Raw genomic sequence first — 20,667 nt, forward strand, 5'->3', positions numbered from 1 at the left:
CGCGTCCACCCGTCGCTCGCATTCCGCAGAAAAGGCCATCCTCTCGTATGCCGGTATCCTCCGGTATCCGCCGTTCGGGGGACAGCAACCGGTTGAAAGCCGAACGGCGATCCGATGGACTGACGGGATGCGATCGACGACTCCGATGCCGGGCAACCCCTGGCCGCACGACATGTCCATCACCGTGGAGGACAGGCCACAGCTCCTGCTCGAGTTGCTCTGGATTCGAGAGGCGCACGATCTGCGTCCTGTCGGCGAGACGCTGCCGCCGAGGCTGATCGAGACGCCTGCGGCTGCGGCGAACCCGGTGGATGCCGTCACCCGCGACCGCTGGTCGGCAGCCTGGTCGCGGATCTGGGAGGACGTGCTCGCTCACGCCGCCGTCGAGCCCGACCGAGGTCTGCTCGATGCGGTGTTCAGCTCAGACCTGAGCTCCACGGAGCGGGAGCGCCTTCTGCACGAGCTCGTCGGGCCGGCATGGCGAGACGAGTTCGGCGGCGATGTCTTCGACGATGAGGCATACCGGGACTGGGAGCGCCACGGCTTCGATTCTCACGTCGAGACACGACCGACGACGCTCGCCGAGAGTCCCGAGCATCGAGACGTCGAGGCGCTCGCAGATGCCTGGCGTCGCGGCCTCCTGAAGGTCGTGACGATCCCGTGCCGCGAGTTGCACGTGCGACAGATCGGCCCTCACGCGCTGTTGGTCACCGATGAGGTGCGCAGCGACAGCGCGTCGTATCGGTCGGCTCTCGGCTCGTTCGCTCCGAAGAGGTGAGCGACCTCTCTGCGTCAGTCGGGGAACGACGAGCGGATGTTCCGGAACCCTAGGATTGCCAAGGAGACCGGTAGCTCGCTCTCATGCGGCGTCGACGGGGCGCCGTCCGCCGGATCAGGGGGAGCCTCAGGATGAAGACCGCAATCGAACGTCCCCGCAGCATCTGGCTCGCACTCGGGGTCGTGGTCTTCTACGTTCTCTGCGCGTGGGGGCTCGGCAACCTCCTCAGCGGGCTGGTCGGCGACGACGGCTCGTTGGCGGACTTCTCCCTCGGTCACTTCATCCCCCTCGCCGTGGGCATCGGCGGCGTTCTGCTGTTCCTGCGGTGGGCAGGCTGGGGTGCCGAGGTGTGGAGAGAGCGACCGACCCCGACCCTCACCCCTCGCCGGTGGTGGCTGATCTCGATACCCGTGCTCGCGTTCGCCGTGCCGGTGGTCGAGCTGTTCGACGTGCCCTGGGCTGAGCGCTCGCTCGGCTTCCTGGCCGTCGTGGCGATGGGAACGCTGATGGTCGGCTTCGGTGAGGAGCTGGTGATCCGGGGCGTCTTGCTCACAGCGGTCCGCGCGCACTTCGGCGAGTTCGCCGTGTTCCTCCTCACGTGCTTCGTGTTCGCGCTCGCCCATATTCCGGGTTACCTGTTCAGCGGTCTGCCGCTCTTCATCATCGCCTTCAATGTGATCGCCCTGATGTCAGCCGGCGCCACCTACTACTGGATCCGTCGCGTCACCGGACGCATCTGGGTCGCCATGCTCATTCACGCTCTCACCGACTGGGTCCTCTACGTCGGGTCCGACGTCGGGCTTCCGTCCGCATCGGTCCCCGTGCAGCATTCGCCTGCGGACGACTCGGGGACCGGAGCGCTCGGGTACGTGGAGAGCCTGCTTCTGATCCTGCTGGCGATCAGCGTCATCAGCGTCATTCGGGAGAGCCGACGCGACAAGCGGAACGCGCTCAGCGACGACGCGGGGGCCGTAGTCAGCGACCGGATCTGACGTCGCGTCCCGCGCTCTGGCAGGCTTCTGGCATGCATGTGACGATCACTCCGGCGCCGTCTGCGACGTGGGAACGCTACCGAGACCTTCGGCTGGCCGCGCTCGCAGAGTCCCCGGAGATGTTCGGGTCGACGCTGCAGCGGGAGTCCGCGTTCGGCGACGACGTCTGGCGGAGCCGTTCGACTCATCCCGGAGCATTCATCGCGAGCATCGATGGCGAGGACGTCGGGATCGGCGGCGTCTACGACATGAGTGGCCGCTGGGTGGTCAACGGGGTCTGGGTCGCACCGGCGCACCGGGGTCAGGGAGCCGTCGACGCGCTGATGGTCGCCTGCGTGGACTATGTCTCCTCCCGTGGAGCGGACACGATCCATCTCGGTGTGATGGAGAGCAACCCCGGGGGATCGCGGCGTATACGCGCCTGGGATTCACGCCAGATGGGGCGAGCGAGACGCTGCCCGACGGACGGATCGAGATCATGATGTCGCGGCCCGTGGCCACGGGCGGGGCCGAACATCCCGGCAAACGGTCGCTTTCGGACTGAGGTATCCGGAGTCCGAGCTAGTCGCGGTCGGCGTCGATCAGCTCGAGGAGTTTGCGCAGCTCGTCGCGGATCTCGGTGTGGTCGTACTGCCCGGCACGGCTCTCACCGGAGATGACTCCCGAGCGGCGTACCGAGCGGAGATCCCCGAAGGGGAAGGAGTACGCCTCCTTCGTCTCGGGGTTCTCGCTCTTGTCGATGCCCAGGTGCCAGTGGGAGAACTCGGTCCATCCGTGCTGCTCGATGAAGCGGTTCTCGTCGTCAGCGCTGGGCGCGGCCTCCGACCAGTCGTCGCGATCGTCGCGGACGACCTTGCCGTCGCGGACCAGCGAGCGGGCGTGTTCGAGGGCGGGGTGATTCAGTTCGATAGCCATGCGCAGACGCTAGGACGGAGAGCGGCACCGTCGAACCCCTTGACGCACCGGGCGGGAGCATCCTCCTCAGTCGGCGTCGGCCGAGAAGACGGGGCTGAGGAAGCGGCGCTCGTAGCGGCGGATGCATTGGGTCCTGCGCGCGAACTCGAAGGCCTCGATGCACTCGGGGTCGGTCTTCGATGCCGTGCGGTAGACCTCGTATTCGGCCAACGAGGGGAACGTGAACAGCGCGAACGCCTCATCGCTGTCGCCTTCGCTCGGCATGAAGTAGCCGTGGTGGGTCCCGCCGTGCTTCGCCACCAGACGGATCCATGCCCTGCCGTACTCAGTGAAGTCGTCGAGCTTGTCGGGGTCGATCTCGTAGCGCAGGTGAACCGTGATCATGTCCTTGATCCTGCCAGAGCCGGACCGCGCGTTCCGATCGTCACTCCGCCGCCGCTGCGGCGCTCCGCTCTTGTTCTGAATTCGGCGTCCAGCCGAACCAGCCGTCAGCGCTCTCCACCACGCTCCAGTCGCCGCAGGCGAAGACCGTCTTCGCCGTGTACGGGTCCGGGGCGTCGTCGAGCACCCAGGCGGGGGCAGACTGCCGCTCCACCTCGACGCAGTCCTCGCCGAGCGCGGATTCGCTGGTGAGCAGGACGACGGCATCCGGGGCATCCTCGATCGTCGACGTCCGGACGGTGATCGCGGTGGCGTCCGCAGGCAGCCAGTCCGCGTCGACCTCTGCGCCGTCGTCGAACGCTGCGCCGTCGTCGAAGGTCGACGTGGCCTGCTTGTGGACGATGCTGTCGTACGCGGCGCATCCGGAGAGAGTGAGCGCCCCCGCGAGGAGCAGAGCAGGTGCGGCCAGTGCGATTCGTGCGTTCATGTCTCCAGCCTCGCTGGATCGCCGCGCTGCGGCATCGTGCAAGCGAGGTATCGGCATCCGCCTGGAGGATGATCCGGAGCCCGCCCGGAATCTCGAAGGTACGCTGAGGGCATGGGTGATCAATCGCCGACGCCTGTTCGCCCGCTCTGGGCGAGCGTGGCAGACGGCTTCTACGTGGGCAGCCAGGACGGCTCCTTCCTCGGCTACGTCGACCGTCTGTCCGACGGCGTCTGGCGCGCATTCGATGCGGCCTCGCGCTCCATCGGCGACTTCGCGGACCATCATCGAGCGATGGCAGCGGTGACGGCCACCGTCGAGGTCGGCGCGCATCGGTCGGCTCATCACGGCGGGGACGGGGTGCGGAATGACTGAACAGAATCCGCTCGTCTCGCTCGTCTACTGCAGCAGCGCCACGCAGCCGTTCGGCGAACACGAGCTCGGTGCACTGCTGGCAGTGAGTCGCGCCCGCAACAGCGACCGCGACATCACCGGGATGCTGCTCTACCGCGGCGGAGAGTTCGTGCAGATCCTCGAAGGGCCCAGGGCTGACGTCGAGGCGTTGATGGAGAGGATCGGCCGCGACCCGCGTCACACGGATGTCCGCGTGCTGATCGAAGAACCGCTGCACGAACGGCGCTTCCGGGACTGGACGATGGGATATCAGTCCCTCGTCGCTCCCGAGCCTGGAACGGCCTCGGGATATCGCGACTCGTTCGACGATCTCCGCATGGGCGATCACGACATGATCGGTCGCGCGATCATGGAGCTGACGCTGTGGTTCCGAGTGCGTGAGTCGGCCAGCCGGCAGCCCGTCGAGAGCGAAGCCCGGTCGCGCTAGCCGTCATCTGAGGCGGATGAGCATGCTCGGCGCGCCACCACCCGGTGTCACCCCGGCCGGGTGAGGGCGTCCTGTCGGTCTCTTCGGGACCTTCCTACGCTGGCCTGATCCACGCAGGCTCAGGGGGGTCATCGACATGGAACGGCGACGACGGTTTCTCGCAGGACTCACCGTGCTCGCGCTCGCCGCGGCATCCTTGGTCTTCGGAGCGGCGCCGGCCTTCGCGGTGGCGGCGTTCTCGATCCAGAAGTCCGCAGTCGAGGCGGGCCCCTTCGGACCCGGCGACACGGTGACCTATCAGATCACCGTCAACTGCTCGTCGGTGAACGACCCCGGCTGCCTCAACACCGTCATCAGCGACGAGCTCCCGGATCCGCTCCTGTTCAACCCGGCGATCGCGAATCCGGTCACGGTGCAGATCAACCCGCCCGCCGGACAGCCCGCCGGCGACTACGACCTCGACGTGGACACGGCGGGGAACAGCTTCGCCATCACTCCTGGGCTGGATCTCACCGCAGACCCGGTCATCTGGCCCGCGGGATACAGCATGACGGTGACCGTCAACGCGATCGTCGACCCTGCGGCCGATGGCACGTGGGACGGTGCGACGGTGACGAACACGGCCACGGCGGTCGCCGACAACGCGCCGGCCACGCCGGCGACCGCGGACGTCGTGCTCGCCGTGGACACGACGCTCGAGTCGAGCATCGACAAGACGGTCGCGCCGACGAGCACCCTTCCGGCGGTCCCCGGTGAGGTGGTCGACTGGACGGTCACTCCCGGGAACGCCTCGAACCAGAACGTCGACACGATCGTCATCCAGGACCCGGTGACACCCCGGGAGAGTTCGGCGGCTACCTCGATGTGACCGGCTACGACATCACGCCTCCGGACGGAACGGAGTCGACGACGACGGAGTACTTCGTCGACGGCACCTGGACGACGACAGCCCCGGATCCGATCAGCGAGTCCGGCGGTGTCCGTGTGACCTTCACCGGAACCTTCGCGCCCGGGGCCACGGGAGAGGTCGTCGTCCACACGGTCACGAACGACGCCGTCACATCGATTCCGGATGACACCGACGTGACGGTCGTCAACGATGCGTCGTCGACGGTCGCCCGCGCCGGAGAATCCAGCGACCCCACGACGGACTCGGCGTCCGTCGTGATCGCCCAGCGCCTCCCCGACGTCACGATCGAGAAGTCGTTCAGCGACAACACGCTCGTCAGCGGCCAGAGTGCCACCGCCGGCATCGTCGCCACCGTCGGATCCCAGAACGTCCAGACGCTCACCGTCACCGAGCCGACTGCGGGCGCCGCGACCTTCACCGAGCAGGGGCTGCGGTTCGACGGATTCGGCGATGTGGAGTGGCCCGTCGCCGCGACCGCTGCCGAGATCACCTATCAGTACAGCGACTGCGCAGCCAGCACGGAATCGACGACCACTCCCGATACGCTGCCCGAGCCCACCGACGGCTGCACGGTGGAGGGATTCACCATCGTCTACTCGGCCGAGGGGGATGCGATCGTCGCCGGTTCCTACGCGGCGATCCCCATCGACATCACGGCGCTGCCGACCGACGACGCGGTGGCGAGCACCAACGCGGTAGACACCGCCGCCGAGAACAGCGCCGGCCAGATCGGCATCGATGACGCGTCGGCCCCGTTCAAGATCGACCCCCTCACGCTCGACACCTCCGTGACCAAGTCCATCGCTCCGGACACGATCTGGGGAGTGCCGGGAACCGACGCGGATGTCACGCTGACGGGCAACGTCACGCCGGAATCCACGACGGGATCCGAGCGCCTCGTCATCTCCGACCCGGCGGACCCGCAGGCCGACACGGCGTTCTGGGATGCCTTCACGGCCACGGAGATCACGAACACGGACATCCCGGCATGCACGACTCTCACCGTCCGCTACTGGCAGGAACCGGACGGGCCGTGGACCGACTTCCCGGACGCGACGGAGGTGCCGGGCCCGGAGTCGCTGTGGTCGTACGAGATCCCCGCGGATCTCCAGGACGACATCGGCGGCATCCAGCTCGAATACCTGCCGCTGGATGCGGACGGCTGTCCTGTTCTGCTCCCGCCCGGGTTCACGGTCGCCACGCACATCGGCGTCGACCTGACCGACGCGCAGGACGAGGAGGCGACCTTCGCCAACACCGCGCAGTCGCTCGTCGACAACCCGGATGCCGGGGAGAAGACCGCGGACGCATCGGATGACGTCGACGTGCTGCCCATCGACGGCGGGGTCGGACCGGACTTCCTCGACAAGCAGTGGCTGCAGGACGACGTTCCCGCGCTGTCGGGCGAACGCCGCACCGCCCGGCTCCTCTGGTCGACGGAGGGGCTGAACATCAGCAGCATGACCCTCACCGACATCTCCGAGACGGCGGACCCGGCCGATACGGCGGGATCGGTCTACGACGCGTGGAACCTCGTCGCCATCGATCCGATCACGACGACGACCGACCCCTGATCGCGGGAGACGTCGTCTCCGAGGTCGCGCTGTACCTGGACGGGGCGGGATGGACCGACATCACCGCGCAGGCATGCGCGGCAGGATGCGACGGGGAGTTCGGCGGCTACACGCTCACCGAGGCGCAGAGCGCCGACGCTCTCGCGGTCCGGATCGTGATCTCGGAGGGGACGGACGGCGAGGGCGTCGGGTCGTCCTACGAACGCCGTCCCCTGGATCTGCAGTTCCAGGTGCGCGACACGCTGCGGAGCGTCCCCTCGCAGGCGGTGCTGGGCAATTTCCACGACTACACCTACAACACGGGTGAGCCGGGACTCGTCGACAACACCGCCAGCGCCCGCGGCGTCAACGCAGCGACAGGAGTCGACAGCCTCGACGGCGCGGACGACACGATCCTGATCGTCGATCAGCCCATCAACGCCACGCTCACCAAGACCTTCGATCAGGATCAGCTGGGGCTGCCGGCCGTGGATCCGCCGGCGGACCCGTCCGACTATCCGCTCATCAGCGCGACCCTCGTGGCCACGAACATCTCTGCGGCACGGGTGTCCGGCATGGTCATCGACGACCCGACCGCAGGGGAGGCGCTTGCGGACACCGCGTTCGACACCCTCGATCTTCATGACATCGACGCGATCGAGCTGCCCGCGGACATCTCCGAAGAAGAGACCGTGGTCACTCTCGCCCGCGGTGCGGGTTCGACGGAGTACTCGTTTGCCGAGGCTCTCGAACTCGACGCCACCGACCTCGCCGACGTGACGGGACTCTCCGTCGCGTTCCGCTCGGACGACGGGACCCCGGCGATCCCGACCGGCGCGTCGGGACGAGTCCTGCTGACCTGGCAGCTGCGAGACGTGCTGAGGTCGGACCCGGCACAACCCGTCACCGTGACCCCCGCGGGCGAATCGATCGTCAACGACGCCCATGTGCAGCTCGAGAGCCCGGTGCTGGAAGGATGCGCCGACAACCAGTGCGGCACGGGCATCGCGGATGCCGCTGATGAGTTCGCGATCGTCGCGGCGAGTTATGCGATCGAGACGACCAAGACGATCAGTCCCGAATCCGTCTATGAGGACGAATCGACCACGTACGTCACCGAGCTCGGCGGACGACCGAACGGGACCGCGCGCACCACGTCCTTCGAGCTCACCGACAGCACGCCGACGTTCTGGAACACGATGGACTTCGTGGGCGCGCAGATCGCGGTCCCCGCCCCGGTGAACGAGGTGGCGATGGATGTGCTCGTCGATGACGACGCCGGGCGCGACGTCGAGTACGACGAGGTCGCCGGCGATCTCGTCGCCACCTGCAACGGCGCACCGGTGACGGACGCCTCGCCGTGCTGGGAGGCCGGCGAGTGGATCGCATCGCCCACGCCGTCGACCGTTCAGCTCGACCCACCGGCGGGTGTCGACGCGGACACGATCGTGGGCGTGCGCTTCAGCGCGCGTCAGGTGGACGCGGACGGCGAGATCCTGCAGTGGGAGCGTCCCTTCAACCCGCAGCTCACGTTCGCAGTGACCACCGAGCGTCGGGATTTCCTGCGCAGCGACCCCGATGTCCTCGTCTCGACCACCCGACCCGATCTGCAGCCGAACCCCGGCGAGACGGAGCTGGGCGTGATCAGCGACGACGTGCAGTCGTACAGCACGGCGCAGTTCGGTCCCGATCAGGTCTTCGAGCAGGAAGGCCAGGCATCCGATTCGACCGTGGTGCTGCATCGCCCGAACACGGTCGAGGTCACGAAGACCCGCGGATCGTCGGCGCTCGTGAGCGCCTCCGGCACGATCCCCTATGTCATCACCGTCGCCAACACCGGGCAGTGGGACATGACCGGCTTCGAGGTGGTCGACCAGATCGAGACGGATGCCGAGGGCTCGCTGCTCGTCGAACCCACTCCGCCGGCGTATGCCTTCGCGCTCAGCGGCTCCGGTGCCCCCACCGAGGACCCGGGCTTCAGCGCCGAGCTGGATGAGGCCACCGGTCTGCTCACCATCACTGCGCCCGACGACTTCGTGTTCGAGGCCGGCTGGACGCTGACGGTGACCGCGCCGCTGCGGTTCCGCGACGACCTCACCCCGGACACGACCGTCGGCAACACGGTGACCGTCAGCTCCGACCGCCTCTTCGAGACCTGCCAGGGCACGACGGTGATCGATGGCACCGACCTCGCGCCGAAGAGTCCCGAGTCCGGTGTCGCGACCTGCGCGGCCGACACGGAGGTCACGCCGCTCGCCAGTGCGGCGATCTCGGCGAAGAAGTACGTCAAGGGAACGGGCGCGGGCGACCCCGCCACAGCCGACGACGATCTGGGCGTGCTCAACGTCAGCGGCGACGCGGCGGCGTGCGACCCGTCGCTGCCGGGCGTCGTGGACGACGGCTACCACTCGTTCCCGTGCGCCCCTGTCACCCGCCCGGGAGGCGAGGAGTCGTGGCGCATCGACTTCACCAACAACGGCAACACGAGTGCCAGAGTGGTAGCGGCGGTCGACACGCTGCCCACGGTCGGCGACCAGGGCGTGATCGTCGCCGCGGACCGAGGGTCTCAGTTCCCGGTGACGCTGTCGGGCACCCTCGCCGCGAACTTCGCCTCCCTCCAGGACAGCGCGTATGCCACCTACGGCATCTATCTCTCTCCGGCTCAGCTCAGCCAGTCCTGCAACGACAACGCGATCAAGGTGTTCACCGAGGATGCCGCCGTCGACCCCGCCTGCGACTTCCAATGGGAGCTGGCGAGCGATGCCACGCCGCCCGAGACGCTGGCCGCCGCGCGCAGCGTGCTCCTCGTGCTCGAGTACGACAACCCCGACGCCCTCTCGCCGGCACCAGGACTTCGTCCGGGCGAGACGCTGCGACTCACCTACGAGACGCAGACGCCGTTCGTGCTGCCGGCGGCGTCGGCCGTGCCGTCGGGTCTTCCCGTCGCCTACAACTCCTTCGCCACCGCATCCCGCTCCAACGCCACCGTCTCGCAGCCCGAGCGGCCCTCTCTCGTGGTCGAACCGCAGAAGGTGGGCGTCGCGGCGGCCACCGGCCAGCTGCTCCTCGCCAAGGACGTGCAGGCGCCGGAGTTCTCCACCGACATCGAGCTGCCGGCGAGCTACCCGCTCCTCGTGACCTGCACCTCCGGCGGCGAGGCCGTCACCCTGCTGCGTGCAGACGGCAGCGACGCGAGCCGTCCGTCGGTCGACGCCGACGGCACCGTGCTCCAGTACAACAGCGAGACCGGACCCGTGAACCTGCCCCTCTTCTCGACCTGCACCGTGGCCGAAGACCCGGTGCTCCCGGGGGTGACGGTGACCGTGGATCCCGAGACCGGAGTGACCGCCGATCGGGACTGGAGTGAAGAGCCGTCGATCTGGGACCCCTACAGCGGTGACCCCGAGCAGGCGGCGATCACCGTCATCAACGACTTCGCCGCCGGTGGGTTCTCCGTCGCGAAGAGCGTCGACAACGGCGGTGCCTCCGACGAGAACGGTGAGCCCGTCGCCTACACGCGCACGTATTCCTTCGAGGCGACCTGCAGCTATCTCGGGCAGGAGGCGATCCCCGAGGCCGACCGGCAGTTCACGCTGCAGGACGGCGACATCCGAACCTTCTCCGACCTCCCAGCCGGATCCGAGTGCTCGGTCTCCGAGACCGACGCGGCCGGCGCGGCGCAGACCACCATCGTCGTCACGGAGGACGGAGTGGTGGGCGATGAGGTCGTCGCCGACGAGACCTCCTTCACGATCCTCCCGTATGCAGACGGACCGTCGGCGGCGCTGACCGTCGTCGGCGTCGAGAACGCGTTCACCACCGGTGCCGTCGAGGTCACGAAGTCGATCGCGGGCGCCGGGGGAGATGAGTGGGGCGGTGCGACCTTCACCGTCGAGATGGTGTGCACGCTCGAGGGCGCGACCCCGGATCCGGTGTACTCGGACTCCGCCACTCTCAGTCGAGACGACCCCACCTGGCTGGTCGAGGATCTTCCCACCGGTGCCGAGTGCACGGTGACGGAGACGGCTGACGGCGGCGCCAATTCGAGCACGGGTCCCGTCACCGTCGTGGTCGGGGACGACCCAGCGACTCCCGTCGAGGCAGATGTGACCAACACGTTCACGGTCGGCGCCCTCCAGGTGCAGAAGGAGCTCGTCGGCGCGCCGGCCGCGGAGCTGGATCCGGCGATCCAGGACGAGTACCTGATCAGCCTCGCCTGCACACGGGACGTCAACGGCGTCATCACCGACATCGAGATTCCCGGTGGACCCACCCGCATCATCGTCGGCGCGGGCAGCGCGCTCTACCAGGGCCTGCCGACCGGAGCCGCATGCACGGTTTCGGAGCCCGAGGCGGGGCACGCCACCGGCACGACGATCAGTCCGGCCCAGCCGGTCATCATCGGCGACGACGTGACGCCCGTGGAGGTGTCCGTCACGAACGAGTTCGACAACGGCTCGGTGTCGGTCGAGAAGACCGTGGAGGCTCCCGACGGGTTCCCCGTGCCTGCGGAATACACCGCGACGGTGTCGTGCGACTGGTTCGGCGCCGAGGTGCCGCTGGTCGATGACGGGGTCGTCACGCTCGTTCCGGGCGCAGCCCCGGTCGTCATCCCCGACGTTCCGGTCGGCTCGGTCTGCACGGTCGCCGAGGACGACGCCGGCCAGACGGCCGCCGTCGTCACTCCCGCTGCCGTCACCGTGACGGCAGCGGATCAGGTGTTCGCGCTCACCGTCGAGAACTCCTACGAGTGGGCGGCGCTCGAGGTCGGCAAGATCGTCGAATCCGACAGCCCGTTCGTGCCCACCGGTTTCGAGTTCGAAGTCGTGTGCACCTTCCGCGGAGAGGTCGTGGTGGACGACACGTTCACGCTCGATGCCGGCCAGACCGAGGTGATCTCGCCCATCCCCGCACGCTCGGAGTGCACCGTCACCGAGACGGACGACCGGGGGGCCGACGACACGATCACCGCGGCCGAGGTCGTCGGAGCAGACGGCGAGCTGGCACCGCAGATCGACCAGGAGAGCCGCACAGTGGTGATCCCCGAGCTGCAGCCGGGCACCGACACCACCGTCAACACCGTCACCTACACGAACCTGTACGACGCAACGGCGCTGCTGCTGGTGAAGGATCTCGAGGGTGCGGGTGCCGAGCAGTTCGGATCCGACGAGACCTTCACCTTCACCGTCGTCTGCGTGCTCGCCGGCGAGACGGTGCTGTCGACCTCTGTCGAGCTGAATGCGGCGAACGGATGGTCGACGCCGCTGACGGATGTCGTTCCGGGATCCGAGTGCACCGTGACCGAGGACGACCTCAACGGGGCGGATGCCGTGGTGATCGAGCCCAATGACGGTGCGGACACCTCTGTCGGCATCGGCGTGGTGCCGGTGACCGGCGGCCTCGTCACCGTGACCGCGACGAACTGGTATCTCACCGGCTCGCTTGAGGTGACGAAGACGTTCGCGGGCGACGGCGTCGAGAAGTTCGGCAATGCCGCGTATGAGCTGCGGCTCACGTGCGTCCGTGACGGAGAGGTCGTCGGCATCCCCGACGGGGCAGTGCGGATCGTCAGCGCCGACTCGCCGACGGCACTGTGGGAGGAGCTCCCGACCGGGTCCGCCTGCCGCCTCACCGAGGTCGATGACGGCGGTGCCAGCTCGACGGCGATCCTGAACTCCGCAGGAGAGGTCGTCGCCGGTGATGGCGAGAGCTACGCGTTCACGGTGCAGACGGACCCGTCGATCCTGAGCGTCGACGACCAGCCACAGCCAGGACTGGACGTGCAGAACACCTTCGACCTCGCACAGGTCTCTGTGTCGAAGACGGTCGATGGCGGCGGAGCCGTGGCCGCGGACGGCGAACCCGTCGCATACGGACCCTTCGAGGTGACTCTCGAATGCGTCTGGGACGAGCAGCAGGTGCAGGCGCTGGAGCCCATGACCCGGACGATCGCCGATGGAGAGACGATCACGTGGACCGAGCTTCCGCAGGGCGCCGAATGCGGAGTCACGGAGACCGATCCGGCGGATGCCGACTACACCACCCTGGTCGTGACCGAGGGCGGACAGGCAGGCGACGCCGTCGCCGGAACCATAGCGGAGCTCGCACCGCTCCCGGATGTGGACTCCTCGGATCAGACGTCTGTGGCGATCACCAACGTGTTCACCACCGGTGATCTCCGCATCACGAAGATCGTCGACGGATCGGGTGCGGACGCCGTCTCCCGGCTCTTCCCGGTGCAGGTGACATGCGTGCTCATCGATTCGTCCCACCCGGACCCCGGCCTCGTCGTCCTCGACTCGTCGTACGAGATCGGCGGACCGGACCGAGCGACGGCGCAGATCGAGGGAGTGCCCTCGGGCAGCGAGTGCGTGGTCACCGAGACTGACACGGGCGGGGCGACCGAGACGAGGATCACGGTCGACGGTGAAGAGGTTCCCGGAACATCGACCACGGTCACGGTCTCCGATCAGACCATCGGCCTCGTCTTCACGAACACGTTCATCGCACCTCTTCCCTCCACGGGACTCGACGCGCGGGACGCATGGCTCGCGATCGGCGTGGGCATCGCCGTGCTCGGGGGCGGGGTTCTGCTCCTCGTCCGGGCGAGAAGGCGACGGCTCGGATGGCAGCGCGCCGGGGCTCACCTCTGATGGGTGAAGCGCCGATTGCACCGCCGGTCCGCAGAAGCGAGGCTGAGTCACATGACCACCGCGGTGACGCGGTCGCTATCCCAGGAGGAGACGATGGTGCAGAACGATGCGACGGCGGCGATCACGAAGCAGCAGGAGGCGCTGAAGGCGGCGTTGCCGTTCGACGACACCCGTGACTTCGATGCGGCGGACCGCGGTTTCCTCGGCACCATCAGCCCCGCCGTGGTGCACGACGACGAGGGCACTGTGGTGTGGGATGCCGACAGCTACGACTTCATCACCGGCGACGCCCCAGACACGGTGAATCCGAGCCTGTGGCGTCAGTCGACTCTCGTCTCCAAGCACGGGCTGTTCGAGGTCGTCGAGGGCGTCTATCAGGTGCGCGGATTCGACCTGTCGAACGTGAGCTTCATCGAGTCGGACACCGGCGTGATCGTCGTCGACCCGCTCATCTCGAAGGAGACGGCCGAAGCGGCGCTGTCGCTGTACCGCGAGCATCGCGGCGACCGCGCTGTGGTCGCCGTCATCTTCACGCACAGTCACATCGACCATTTCGGCGGGATCTTCGGCATCGTGTCGAAGGAGGACGTCGAGTCGGGTCGGGTGCAGATCATCGCCCCCGAGGGCACGGTGGCCGAAGCGGTGGCGGAGAACGTCTACGCGGGCACCGCGATGGGGCGGCGGGCCGGATACATGTACGGCGCCGCTCTCGAGCGCAGCGCGAAGGGGGCGCTCGGCGCGGGCCTGGGGCAGACCACTTCCACCGGCCACGCTGGAATCATCCCGCCCACGACCGAGGTCTCTGAGACCGGTGAGTCCCACACGGTCGACGGCCTGGTCATCGAATTCCAGATGGCGCCCGGCACCGAGGCACCGGCCGAGATGCACTTCCTGTTCCCGAAGTATCGGGCCCTGTGCATGGCGGAGAACGCGACGCACACCCTGCACAACCTGCTGACCCTTCGCGGGGCGCTCGTCCGCGATCCGCACGTCTGGTCGCGCTACCTGACCGAGGCGATCGAGCGCTACGGAGATCAGGCCGACGTGGTCTTCACCTCGCACCACTGGCCGACCTGGGGCAATGCTGAGATCCTCGAATTCCTCGGTCTCCAGCGCGACCTCTATTCGTACCTCCACGACCAGACTCTGCGGATGACGAACCAGGGCATGACCGGCGCGGAGATCGCGGAAGAGATCCAGCTGCCGCCGATTCTGGAGAACTCGTGGCATGCCCGGGGCTACTACGGCAGCGTCAGCCACAACGTGAAGGCGATCTACCAGCGCTACATGGGGTGGTTCGACGGCAATCCCGCGCGCCTGTGGCCCCACCCGCCGAAGGCGCTGGGCGAGCGGTACGTGGCTCTGGCCGGCGGGATCGACCGTATCGTCGACGCGGCGCAGGCGGCGTATGACCAGGGCGACTTCCGGTGGGCGGCGACGCTGCTCGATCACGCGATCTTCACCGAACCGCAGAACCCGTCCGTCAGAGAGCTCTACGCGGCCACCCTCGAGCAGCTCGCCTACGGAGCCGAGAACGGCACCTGGCGGAACTTCTACATGTCGGGGGCGACGGAGCTGCGCACCGGCAACTTCGGTACTCCGACGACCACGAACGCCCCGGAGATCGTCGCCCAGCTCACCGCCGAGCAGCTGTTCGACTCCGTCGCCATCTCGGTCGACGGACCGCGTGCGTGGGACCTCGACGTCGCGCTCGACTTCACCCTCACCGACGAGGCGCGCAACTTCCGTGTCACGCTCCGCAACGGGGTGCTCGTCTACATCGAGAAGGCCGCGGACTCCGACACGGCTCAGGCGTCACTGTCTCTGACCAAGCCTCGGCTGCTCGCCCTCGTCGCCGGGGACACGGACAGCCCTGGCGTGAAGATCACCGGCGATGCCTCGGCGTTCGCCACGCTCACCTCGGTGCTCACGGCCGGCGATCCGGCATTCGACATCGTCACTCCCTGAGGTCGTGGTGCCGTTCGCATCTCGAGGTCGGGCGACGTCGGATCGCCGTGTCCCGCGGCTGCTCTGGCTGCCATGACCGACGACACCGGCCGAGCCGTCATCGCTGATCTGTGCCGCATCCCCAACCCCGACGCGATCGATCGCACCGCGCACGTCGAGTTGGGAGGTGTCGCGCAGTTCGTCTCGATCCGAGGTCGGGATGCCCGCAACCCGGTCCTCGTCGTCTGCCACGGCGGACCGGCGCTTCCCGCTCTGCCGTCGTCGTGGATCTGGCAGCGCGCTGTCGAGGACTACTTCACCGTCGTCAACTACGACCAGCGCGCCAGCGGCAGGTCTGCGGTCGGCGCGCATGACGGGATGGACCTGAGCGTCGAGCGGTACGTCGATGATCTCGTGGAGCTGATCACGTGGCTCCAGCGCGAACTGGGCGTGCGCAGGGTGGGGGTCCTCGGCCATAGCTGGGGGACGATCATCGGCATCACGGTGGCTGAGCGGCGACCCGATCTGCTCTGGGCCTACATCGGGGTCGGGCAGGTGATCTCCGGCCCCGAGAACGAGGCCGAGAGCTTCGCGTTCGCGATGCGCGGTGCGATCGCCGATCAGAACGACGACGCCGTCGCCGAACTCGAGTCGCTCGGCGAGTATCCCGGAGCGCAGCCGCTCACGCTGGAGCGCATCGTGACGTGCAGGAGGTGGGCGCAGCACTACGGCGGGCTGTCTGCCTATCGGTCGGAGTCCGCGTACTTCACGGACTCCGCAGCACTCTCGCCGTACTACACGGAGGACGAGGTGGAACTCATCAGCGTCGGGCAGCAGGTGACCATGCCGCAGGTGCTGCCCGCTCTGCTGTCGTTCGACGCGAGCGACAGGACCGCGTTCGACGTGCCGATGCTCCAGTTCCTCGGACGCCATGACTGGACGACTCCCACGCCACCCGTCGAACGGTGGATCGACCGTGTGTCCGCTCCGTCGACGCACGTCGTCTGGTTCGAGAACTCGGCCCACCTCTGCATGCTCGAAGAGCCGGGGAAGTTCGTCGTGAGCCTCGTGGAGCTGGCACTGCCGCACGCGGTCGTCGCCTGACCCAGCGGTGGCGCTCGCCGCGGAATGATCAGACCCGCTCATCCGTCGACGACTCTGTCTTCGCGTCGTCGACGGATTTCGATCTCCTGAGGGATGCCGCGCGAGAAGAACAGCGCCAAGAGGCTGATGAGGATGAGTCCGAAGAATGCGACACGCAGCGAGGAGAGCTGCGATTCGCGGTAGATCTCGGCCAGTGCTTCTGCGTCGTCGGCGCTGAGCCCCGCATCCTCGGCGATCGCGGGAACGACCGACGCGGGGACGATCGTGACGCCGTGCTCGGTCGACGCGGCCACCGAGGCGCGGGTCGTCGCGGAGAGGTCGCTCGCGGCGACTCCGGAGGCGAACGAGGTCGACAGGGCCCCGATCAGGATCGACCCGATGAGTGCGGTGCCGAGCGATGATCCCAGATTCTGGAAGACCCCCTGCAGACCGCCCACCTCGCTCGTCTCCTTCGCGCTCACGCTCGACATGTTGACGTTGCCCAGCTGCGAGGCGAGCAGCCCGAGGGCCGCACCCGAGAGGAACATGCCGACGGCGAAGAGGCCGCTGCGCAGGTCGCTCGTCGCCGATCCGAGCAGCACCAGCGCGCTGAAGACCAGAAGGAGCTGACCGATCCGCACGATGGTGCGAGGGGACATCCGCTTCGTGAGGGCGGTGCCGACGATGGAGAACAGCACCAGGGCCACCGAGAGCGGGAAGATCCTGATACCGGTCTGAAGGGCATCCAGCCCGAGTGTCATCTGCAGGTACACCGGCACCATGAAGAAGAGTCCCGCCGTCACGGCGTACTGCGCGCCGAGCACCGAGAGACCGCTGCGAAGAGAGCTGATCCGGAACATCTCGACGGTGACGAGGGGCTGACGCCCGACGCGCACGAGCATCCGCTGCCTGGCGATGAACAGCGCGACGAGCAGCACGCCGACGACGATGAGCCACGCCGCGAGCGAGATGCCGAGCGGCGCGACCGGCACGCCCCCGATGACGGGGATGCGCAGGGGCACGATCCATCCCCACACCTTGCTCTGCAGCATCCCGAAGACGACGGCGACGAGGCCCGCTGACGACAGCGCGACGCTCAGGAGGTCGATGCGGATGCGGACCCGCTCGGTGGCGTCGGTGATGATCCGGGCGTACAGCACCACCCCGATCATGATCACCACCTCTGCAGCGAACACGTAGCGCCAGTCGAAGTACGTCGTGACGAAGCCCCCGATGAGCGGACCGGCGGCCACCGCGGCCCCGGAGACCGCGCCGATGACGGCGAACGCGGTGACCCGTTCGCGTCCCTGATAGTTGTCGGCGACGAGCGCGGCGATGGCGGGTATCACCAGCACGGCGCCGAGCCCCTCGATGACCGACCAGCCGAGGAACAGGGTCTGCACGTTCGGGCTCACCGCCGTGACCAGCGAGCCGACCGCGTACACGCAGGATCCGATCACGAAGGCTCGCCGCCGACCCCACACATCGCCGAGCTTCGCTCCGAGCAGCATGAAGGCCGCCATCGTCAGCGTGTAGAACGTGATCGCGCCCTGCATCGCGGCCACGGTGGTGTCGAGGTCGTCCACGACCGTCGAGATCGACACGTTCATGACGGTGCCGTCGAGCACCATCACGAACTGCGCGCTGCCGAGCACGATGACGACGTTCCACCTCTTCATGACGCCTCCTGGCGAGAGTCGGGCCGGGTGGCCGGTCGAAGACTGCTGCCGCGCATGATGCGCGCGACCGCGGTGATGAGGAACAGCTGGCCCGTGATCGCCTCGGCGACGGCGACCGCCTGGCTGCCCGATGTCACCGGTGCGAGGTTGCCGTATCCCGTCGTCGTCAGCGTCGTGAAGGAGAAGAAGAGCTGATTCGACAGCGAGTCCTCGCTCCCGTCGCCGAACATCGGAGCGCTCGACACGAGCGACACGAGGTTGAAGACGAAGGTGAACAGCATGCCGACGAGGAGGTAGGCGGTGATCGTCGCCATCAGCGCTTCGAGATTGAATCCACGCCGCCGCGCCTGGTGAGCCACGATCGCGGCCGGAGCGACTAGAAGAGCGGCGATGGATGCGGCCGAGAACATGACGTCCAGGATCCGCCCTTCCGCCCCGACGAGCGTGGCGACGATCGTCGTGACGCCGGCGGTGGCCAGCACGATCCACGCGACGTGCTGGATGACGGCTCGCACGGCGGTGATGTGGAAGACGACGGCGACCGTGGCGAGGATGAGCAGGAAGGCGGACGGACTCGGGTTCGTGGTGCGCTGGACGGCGCAGAGCCAGTAGGAGAGGGCCAGCAGCACGAGGGCGGCCACGTAGCCGGGGACGCCGTGCCTGCCGCGCAGGGCTCTGCGTCCCGCGGCATGCGCGGCGACCGGGCGCCTCGTCTGAAGCGGAGTGCTCATGGCGCGGGTCGTTCGAGATCGGCGGCGGCGAGCCGCCCGGAATCCAAAGCGGCGCGGAACGAGGCGAAGTCCCGTTCGTTCTGGTCGGCGTAGGTGTCGGCGAACGCGATGATGGCGCTCTCGAATCCTCGGCCGCGCCCGAGATATCCGGCGATCTCGAGGCGGTCGCCACTGCGGGCGTGGGCCCGGGCGAGGGTCTCACCGCAGACCCGTGCATAGAGCGCGGCGCCTCCGGGAGTCATCGCCTCGGGATCGATCCCGCCCTTCCAATCCTGGAGCTGGCGGATGTAGAAGTCCCTGGTGACGCCGTCGAGGCTGGTGACGCGCTGCCATCCGAGGAAGATGTCCGAGGCCGCCTGCATCAGTCGCTGCCCGCGAACGACTCGTTCGCCGGCGTGATCGAATTCGCTGGGACCGAGGAACTGCTCCAGCACCGACGGCTGTGCCTCTTTCGCCTGCAGGAGCAGCGGATCGTCGTCGTCGCGTCCGCTGAGGAGGATCACCCACGCGCGGGTGCCCACGCTGCCCACCCCGACCACCTTGCGCGCCATATGCCGGTAGCGGTACTCGGAGAGGGGATGGCGACCGCCGGGCAGAGTCCGTCGGTACTCCTCGAGCAGTTCCCGCATCGCGCTCACGTCGTCGAATCCGTCGTAGCCTGCGGCGAGCTCGTCCACGGGCACGATCAGGGGCGGATTCCCTCGGATCCGCAGCTGGCCGTCCTCGCGGTCCACGAGCTTCGAGAACGACTTCGCGTGATCGCGCTTCCGCGCTCTGGCGAGTGCGGCGTCGAGCCGATCGACCGTCTCGTCGTCGGACCGCCCCTTCCGCCTCGCGGAACGGATGCGCCGCTGCGCGCGGTCCGCGTCGAATCGGTCGTACCAGGCGTCGAGGACCGACGCGTCGGCAGCGCGGCTCATGGCGATCCGATATCCGCGCACCGCGGCTTCGACGCAGTCGTGGATCTGCGCGGCGGTGAAGCGCCGTTGGCGTCCGGCCACGGCGAAGCTCGTCGCCAGTCGTTTGATGTCCCACTCGAACGGCCCGGGCAGCGTCTCGTCGAAATCGTTCATGTCGAAGATGAGCTGCCGCTCCGGCGTGCCGAACAGCCCGAAGTTCGACAGGTGCGCGTCACCGCAGATCTGTGCGATCACACCGCTGTGGGGTGTCGTCGAGAGATCCGCGGCCATGAGCAGCGCGCTGCCGCGGAAGAAGGCGAACGGAGAAGCCGCCATCCGCGAGTGCCGCACAGGCACGAGCTCTTCGACCCGTGAGGCCGCCTGGCCCTCCAGCAGCCCGATCGGATCGGCGCGATCCGTCGGTGTGATCCACGGCCCCTGGCCCGATCTGGGAGCGCGGATCCGGGCATCCCTTCCTCGGCTGCGCCGCAGGACGAAATCAGGTGCGACCGGGTGCGGTGCTGCAGGTGCTCCCGGTGCGTCGGACGAACGGGTCTTCGCCATCTCGCTCCTCATCTCGGGTGGAACCGGCACGTGAGACGACGGTCATCGAGATTCTGCGCTCAGTATCGCAGTGCGCGCACCGGTCGGCCAGAGAATGTGCGATGGGCTCAACCGAAGCGGGTGAGGCCGATTCGGGCGGGATCACCGGTGGCATCCCTCTGTAGACCCAGGTACTGCCCGCTCGCCCTGTTCAGGACCGCAGCCCGATGTGCCCGTGCGCGGCCGTTCGTAGCGTCGAAGATGACGAAAGGCGCGAC

At 67.9% G+C, this 20,667-nt stretch carries 16 protein-coding genes; 10 read left to right on the forward strand and 6 right to left on the reverse strand.

All coding sequences use genetic code 11. The features are described from left to right. Positions 1 to 127: 127 nt before the first annotated feature. The 3 genes from ACZZ93_RS14330 to ACZZ93_RS14340 all read left to right on the forward strand — a co-directional run bounded on the left by ACZZ93_RS14330 (position 128) and on the right by ACZZ93_RS14340 (position 2,252). Positions 128 to 778 carry a hypothetical protein gene (locus tag ACZZ93_RS14330; RefSeq protein WP_463511392.1) on the forward strand — a complete coding sequence of 217 codons (651 nt, stop codon included), beginning with the start codon at positions 128 to 130 and terminating at the stop codon, positions 776 to 778. Positions 779 to 909: 131 nt separating this feature from the next. Next, positions 910 to 1,770: a CPBP family intramembrane glutamic endopeptidase gene (locus ACZZ93_RS14335; protein ID WP_463511393.1), complete on the forward strand. Its 861-nt coding sequence runs from the start codon at positions 910 to 912 to the stop codon at positions 1,768 to 1,770. 32 nt (positions 1,771 to 1,802) lie between these two features. After that, complete coding sequence (locus ACZZ93_RS14340) at positions 1,803 to 2,252, forward strand: GNAT family N-acetyltransferase (RefSeq protein WP_463511394.1); 450 nt, start codon at positions 1,803 to 1,805, stop codon at positions 2,250 to 2,252. A gap of 79 nt (positions 2,253 to 2,331) precedes the next feature. Here the strand turns inward: ACZZ93_RS14340 and ACZZ93_RS14345 are convergent, their stop codons facing one another. The 3 genes from ACZZ93_RS14345 to ACZZ93_RS14355 all read right to left on the reverse strand — a co-directional run bounded on the left by ACZZ93_RS14345 (position 2,332) and on the right by ACZZ93_RS14355 (position 3,553). Continuing rightward, positions 2,332 to 2,685 (reverse strand): hypothetical protein, encoded by a 354-nt coding sequence (locus ACZZ93_RS14345; protein WP_463511395.1) that lies wholly within the window; start codon positions 2,683 to 2,685, stop codon positions 2,332 to 2,334. Between the two features lie 66 nt (positions 2,686 to 2,751). Beyond that, positions 2,752 to 3,069 carry an NIPSNAP family protein gene (locus tag ACZZ93_RS14350; RefSeq protein WP_053097674.1) on the reverse strand — a complete coding sequence of 106 codons (318 nt, stop codon included), beginning with the start codon at positions 3,067 to 3,069 and terminating at the stop codon, positions 2,752 to 2,754. Between the two features lie 40 nt (positions 3,070 to 3,109). Further along, a complete protein-coding gene (locus tag ACZZ93_RS14355; protein ID WP_463511396.1) occupies positions 3,110 to 3,553 on the reverse strand; it encodes a hypothetical protein in 444 nt (147 codons plus the stop codon). 111 nt (positions 3,554 to 3,664) lie between these two features. On the opposite strand from ACZZ93_RS14355, the gene ACZZ93_RS14360 reads away from it, so the two are divergent. The 7 genes from ACZZ93_RS14360 (at position 3,665) to ACZZ93_RS14390 (ending at position 16,558) form a co-directional block, all read left to right on the forward strand. Continuing rightward, entirely contained in the window at positions 3,665 to 3,925 is a 261-nt protein-coding gene (locus tag ACZZ93_RS14360; RefSeq protein ID WP_053097671.1) for a hypothetical protein, read from the forward strand. Beyond that, positions 3,918 to 4,391, forward strand: coding sequence for a BLUF domain-containing protein (locus tag ACZZ93_RS14365; protein WP_463511397.1), 474 nt, complete (start codon positions 3,918 to 3,920; stop codon positions 4,389 to 4,391). Before ACZZ93_RS14360 ends, ACZZ93_RS14365 begins: the two co-directional genes overlap by 8 nt. Before the next feature lie 136 nt (positions 4,392 to 4,527). Further along, positions 4,528 to 5,259 carry a hypothetical protein gene (locus ACZZ93_RS14370; protein WP_463511398.1) on the forward strand — a complete coding sequence of 244 codons (732 nt, stop codon included), beginning with the start codon at positions 4,528 to 4,530 and terminating at the stop codon, positions 5,257 to 5,259. Next, entirely contained in the window at positions 5,256 to 6,875 is a 1,620-nt protein-coding gene (locus ACZZ93_RS14375; RefSeq protein WP_463511399.1) for a hypothetical protein, read from the forward strand. The genes ACZZ93_RS14370 and ACZZ93_RS14375 overlap by 4 nt, the downstream gene beginning before the upstream one ends. After that, positions 6,827 to 13,507, forward strand: coding sequence for a DUF5979 domain-containing protein (locus tag ACZZ93_RS14380; protein WP_463511400.1), 6,681 nt, complete (start codon positions 6,827 to 6,829; stop codon positions 13,505 to 13,507). Before ACZZ93_RS14375 ends, ACZZ93_RS14380 begins: the two co-directional genes overlap by 49 nt. Before the next feature lie 51 nt (positions 13,508 to 13,558). Then, complete coding sequence (locus ACZZ93_RS14385; RefSeq protein ID WP_463511401.1) at positions 13,559 to 15,475, forward strand: alkyl/aryl-sulfatase; 1,917 nt, start codon at positions 13,559 to 13,561, stop codon at positions 15,473 to 15,475. A gap of 72 nt (positions 15,476 to 15,547) precedes the next feature. Next, positions 15,548 to 16,558: an alpha/beta fold hydrolase gene (locus tag ACZZ93_RS14390; RefSeq protein ID WP_463511402.1), complete on the forward strand. Its 1,011-nt coding sequence runs from the start codon at positions 15,548 to 15,550 to the stop codon at positions 16,556 to 16,558. 38 nt (positions 16,559 to 16,596) lie between these two features. Here the strand turns inward: ACZZ93_RS14390 and ACZZ93_RS14395 are convergent, their stop codons facing one another. From ACZZ93_RS14395 to ACZZ93_RS14405, 3 genes are read right to left on the reverse strand one after another with little or no spacing between them, the layout of a single operon-like run. Beyond that, positions 16,597 to 18,216, reverse strand: a complete 1,620-nt coding sequence (locus ACZZ93_RS14395) for an MFS transporter (protein WP_463511403.1) — start codon at positions 18,214 to 18,216, stop codon at positions 16,597 to 16,599. Continuing rightward, positions 18,213 to 18,947 (reverse strand): ion channel, encoded by a 735-nt coding sequence (locus ACZZ93_RS14400; protein WP_463511404.1) that lies wholly within the window; start codon positions 18,945 to 18,947, stop codon positions 18,213 to 18,215. Before ACZZ93_RS14400 ends, ACZZ93_RS14395 begins: the two co-directional genes overlap by 4 nt. Beyond that, positions 18,944 to 20,410: a DUF2252 domain-containing protein gene (locus tag ACZZ93_RS14405; protein ID WP_072591803.1), complete on the reverse strand. Its 1,467-nt coding sequence runs from the start codon at positions 20,408 to 20,410 to the stop codon at positions 18,944 to 18,946. The genes ACZZ93_RS14400 and ACZZ93_RS14405 overlap by 4 nt, the downstream gene beginning before the upstream one ends. Positions 20,411 to 20,667 lie beyond the last annotated feature (257 nt).

This window comes from Microbacterium sp. AC026 (assembly GCF_979258475.1).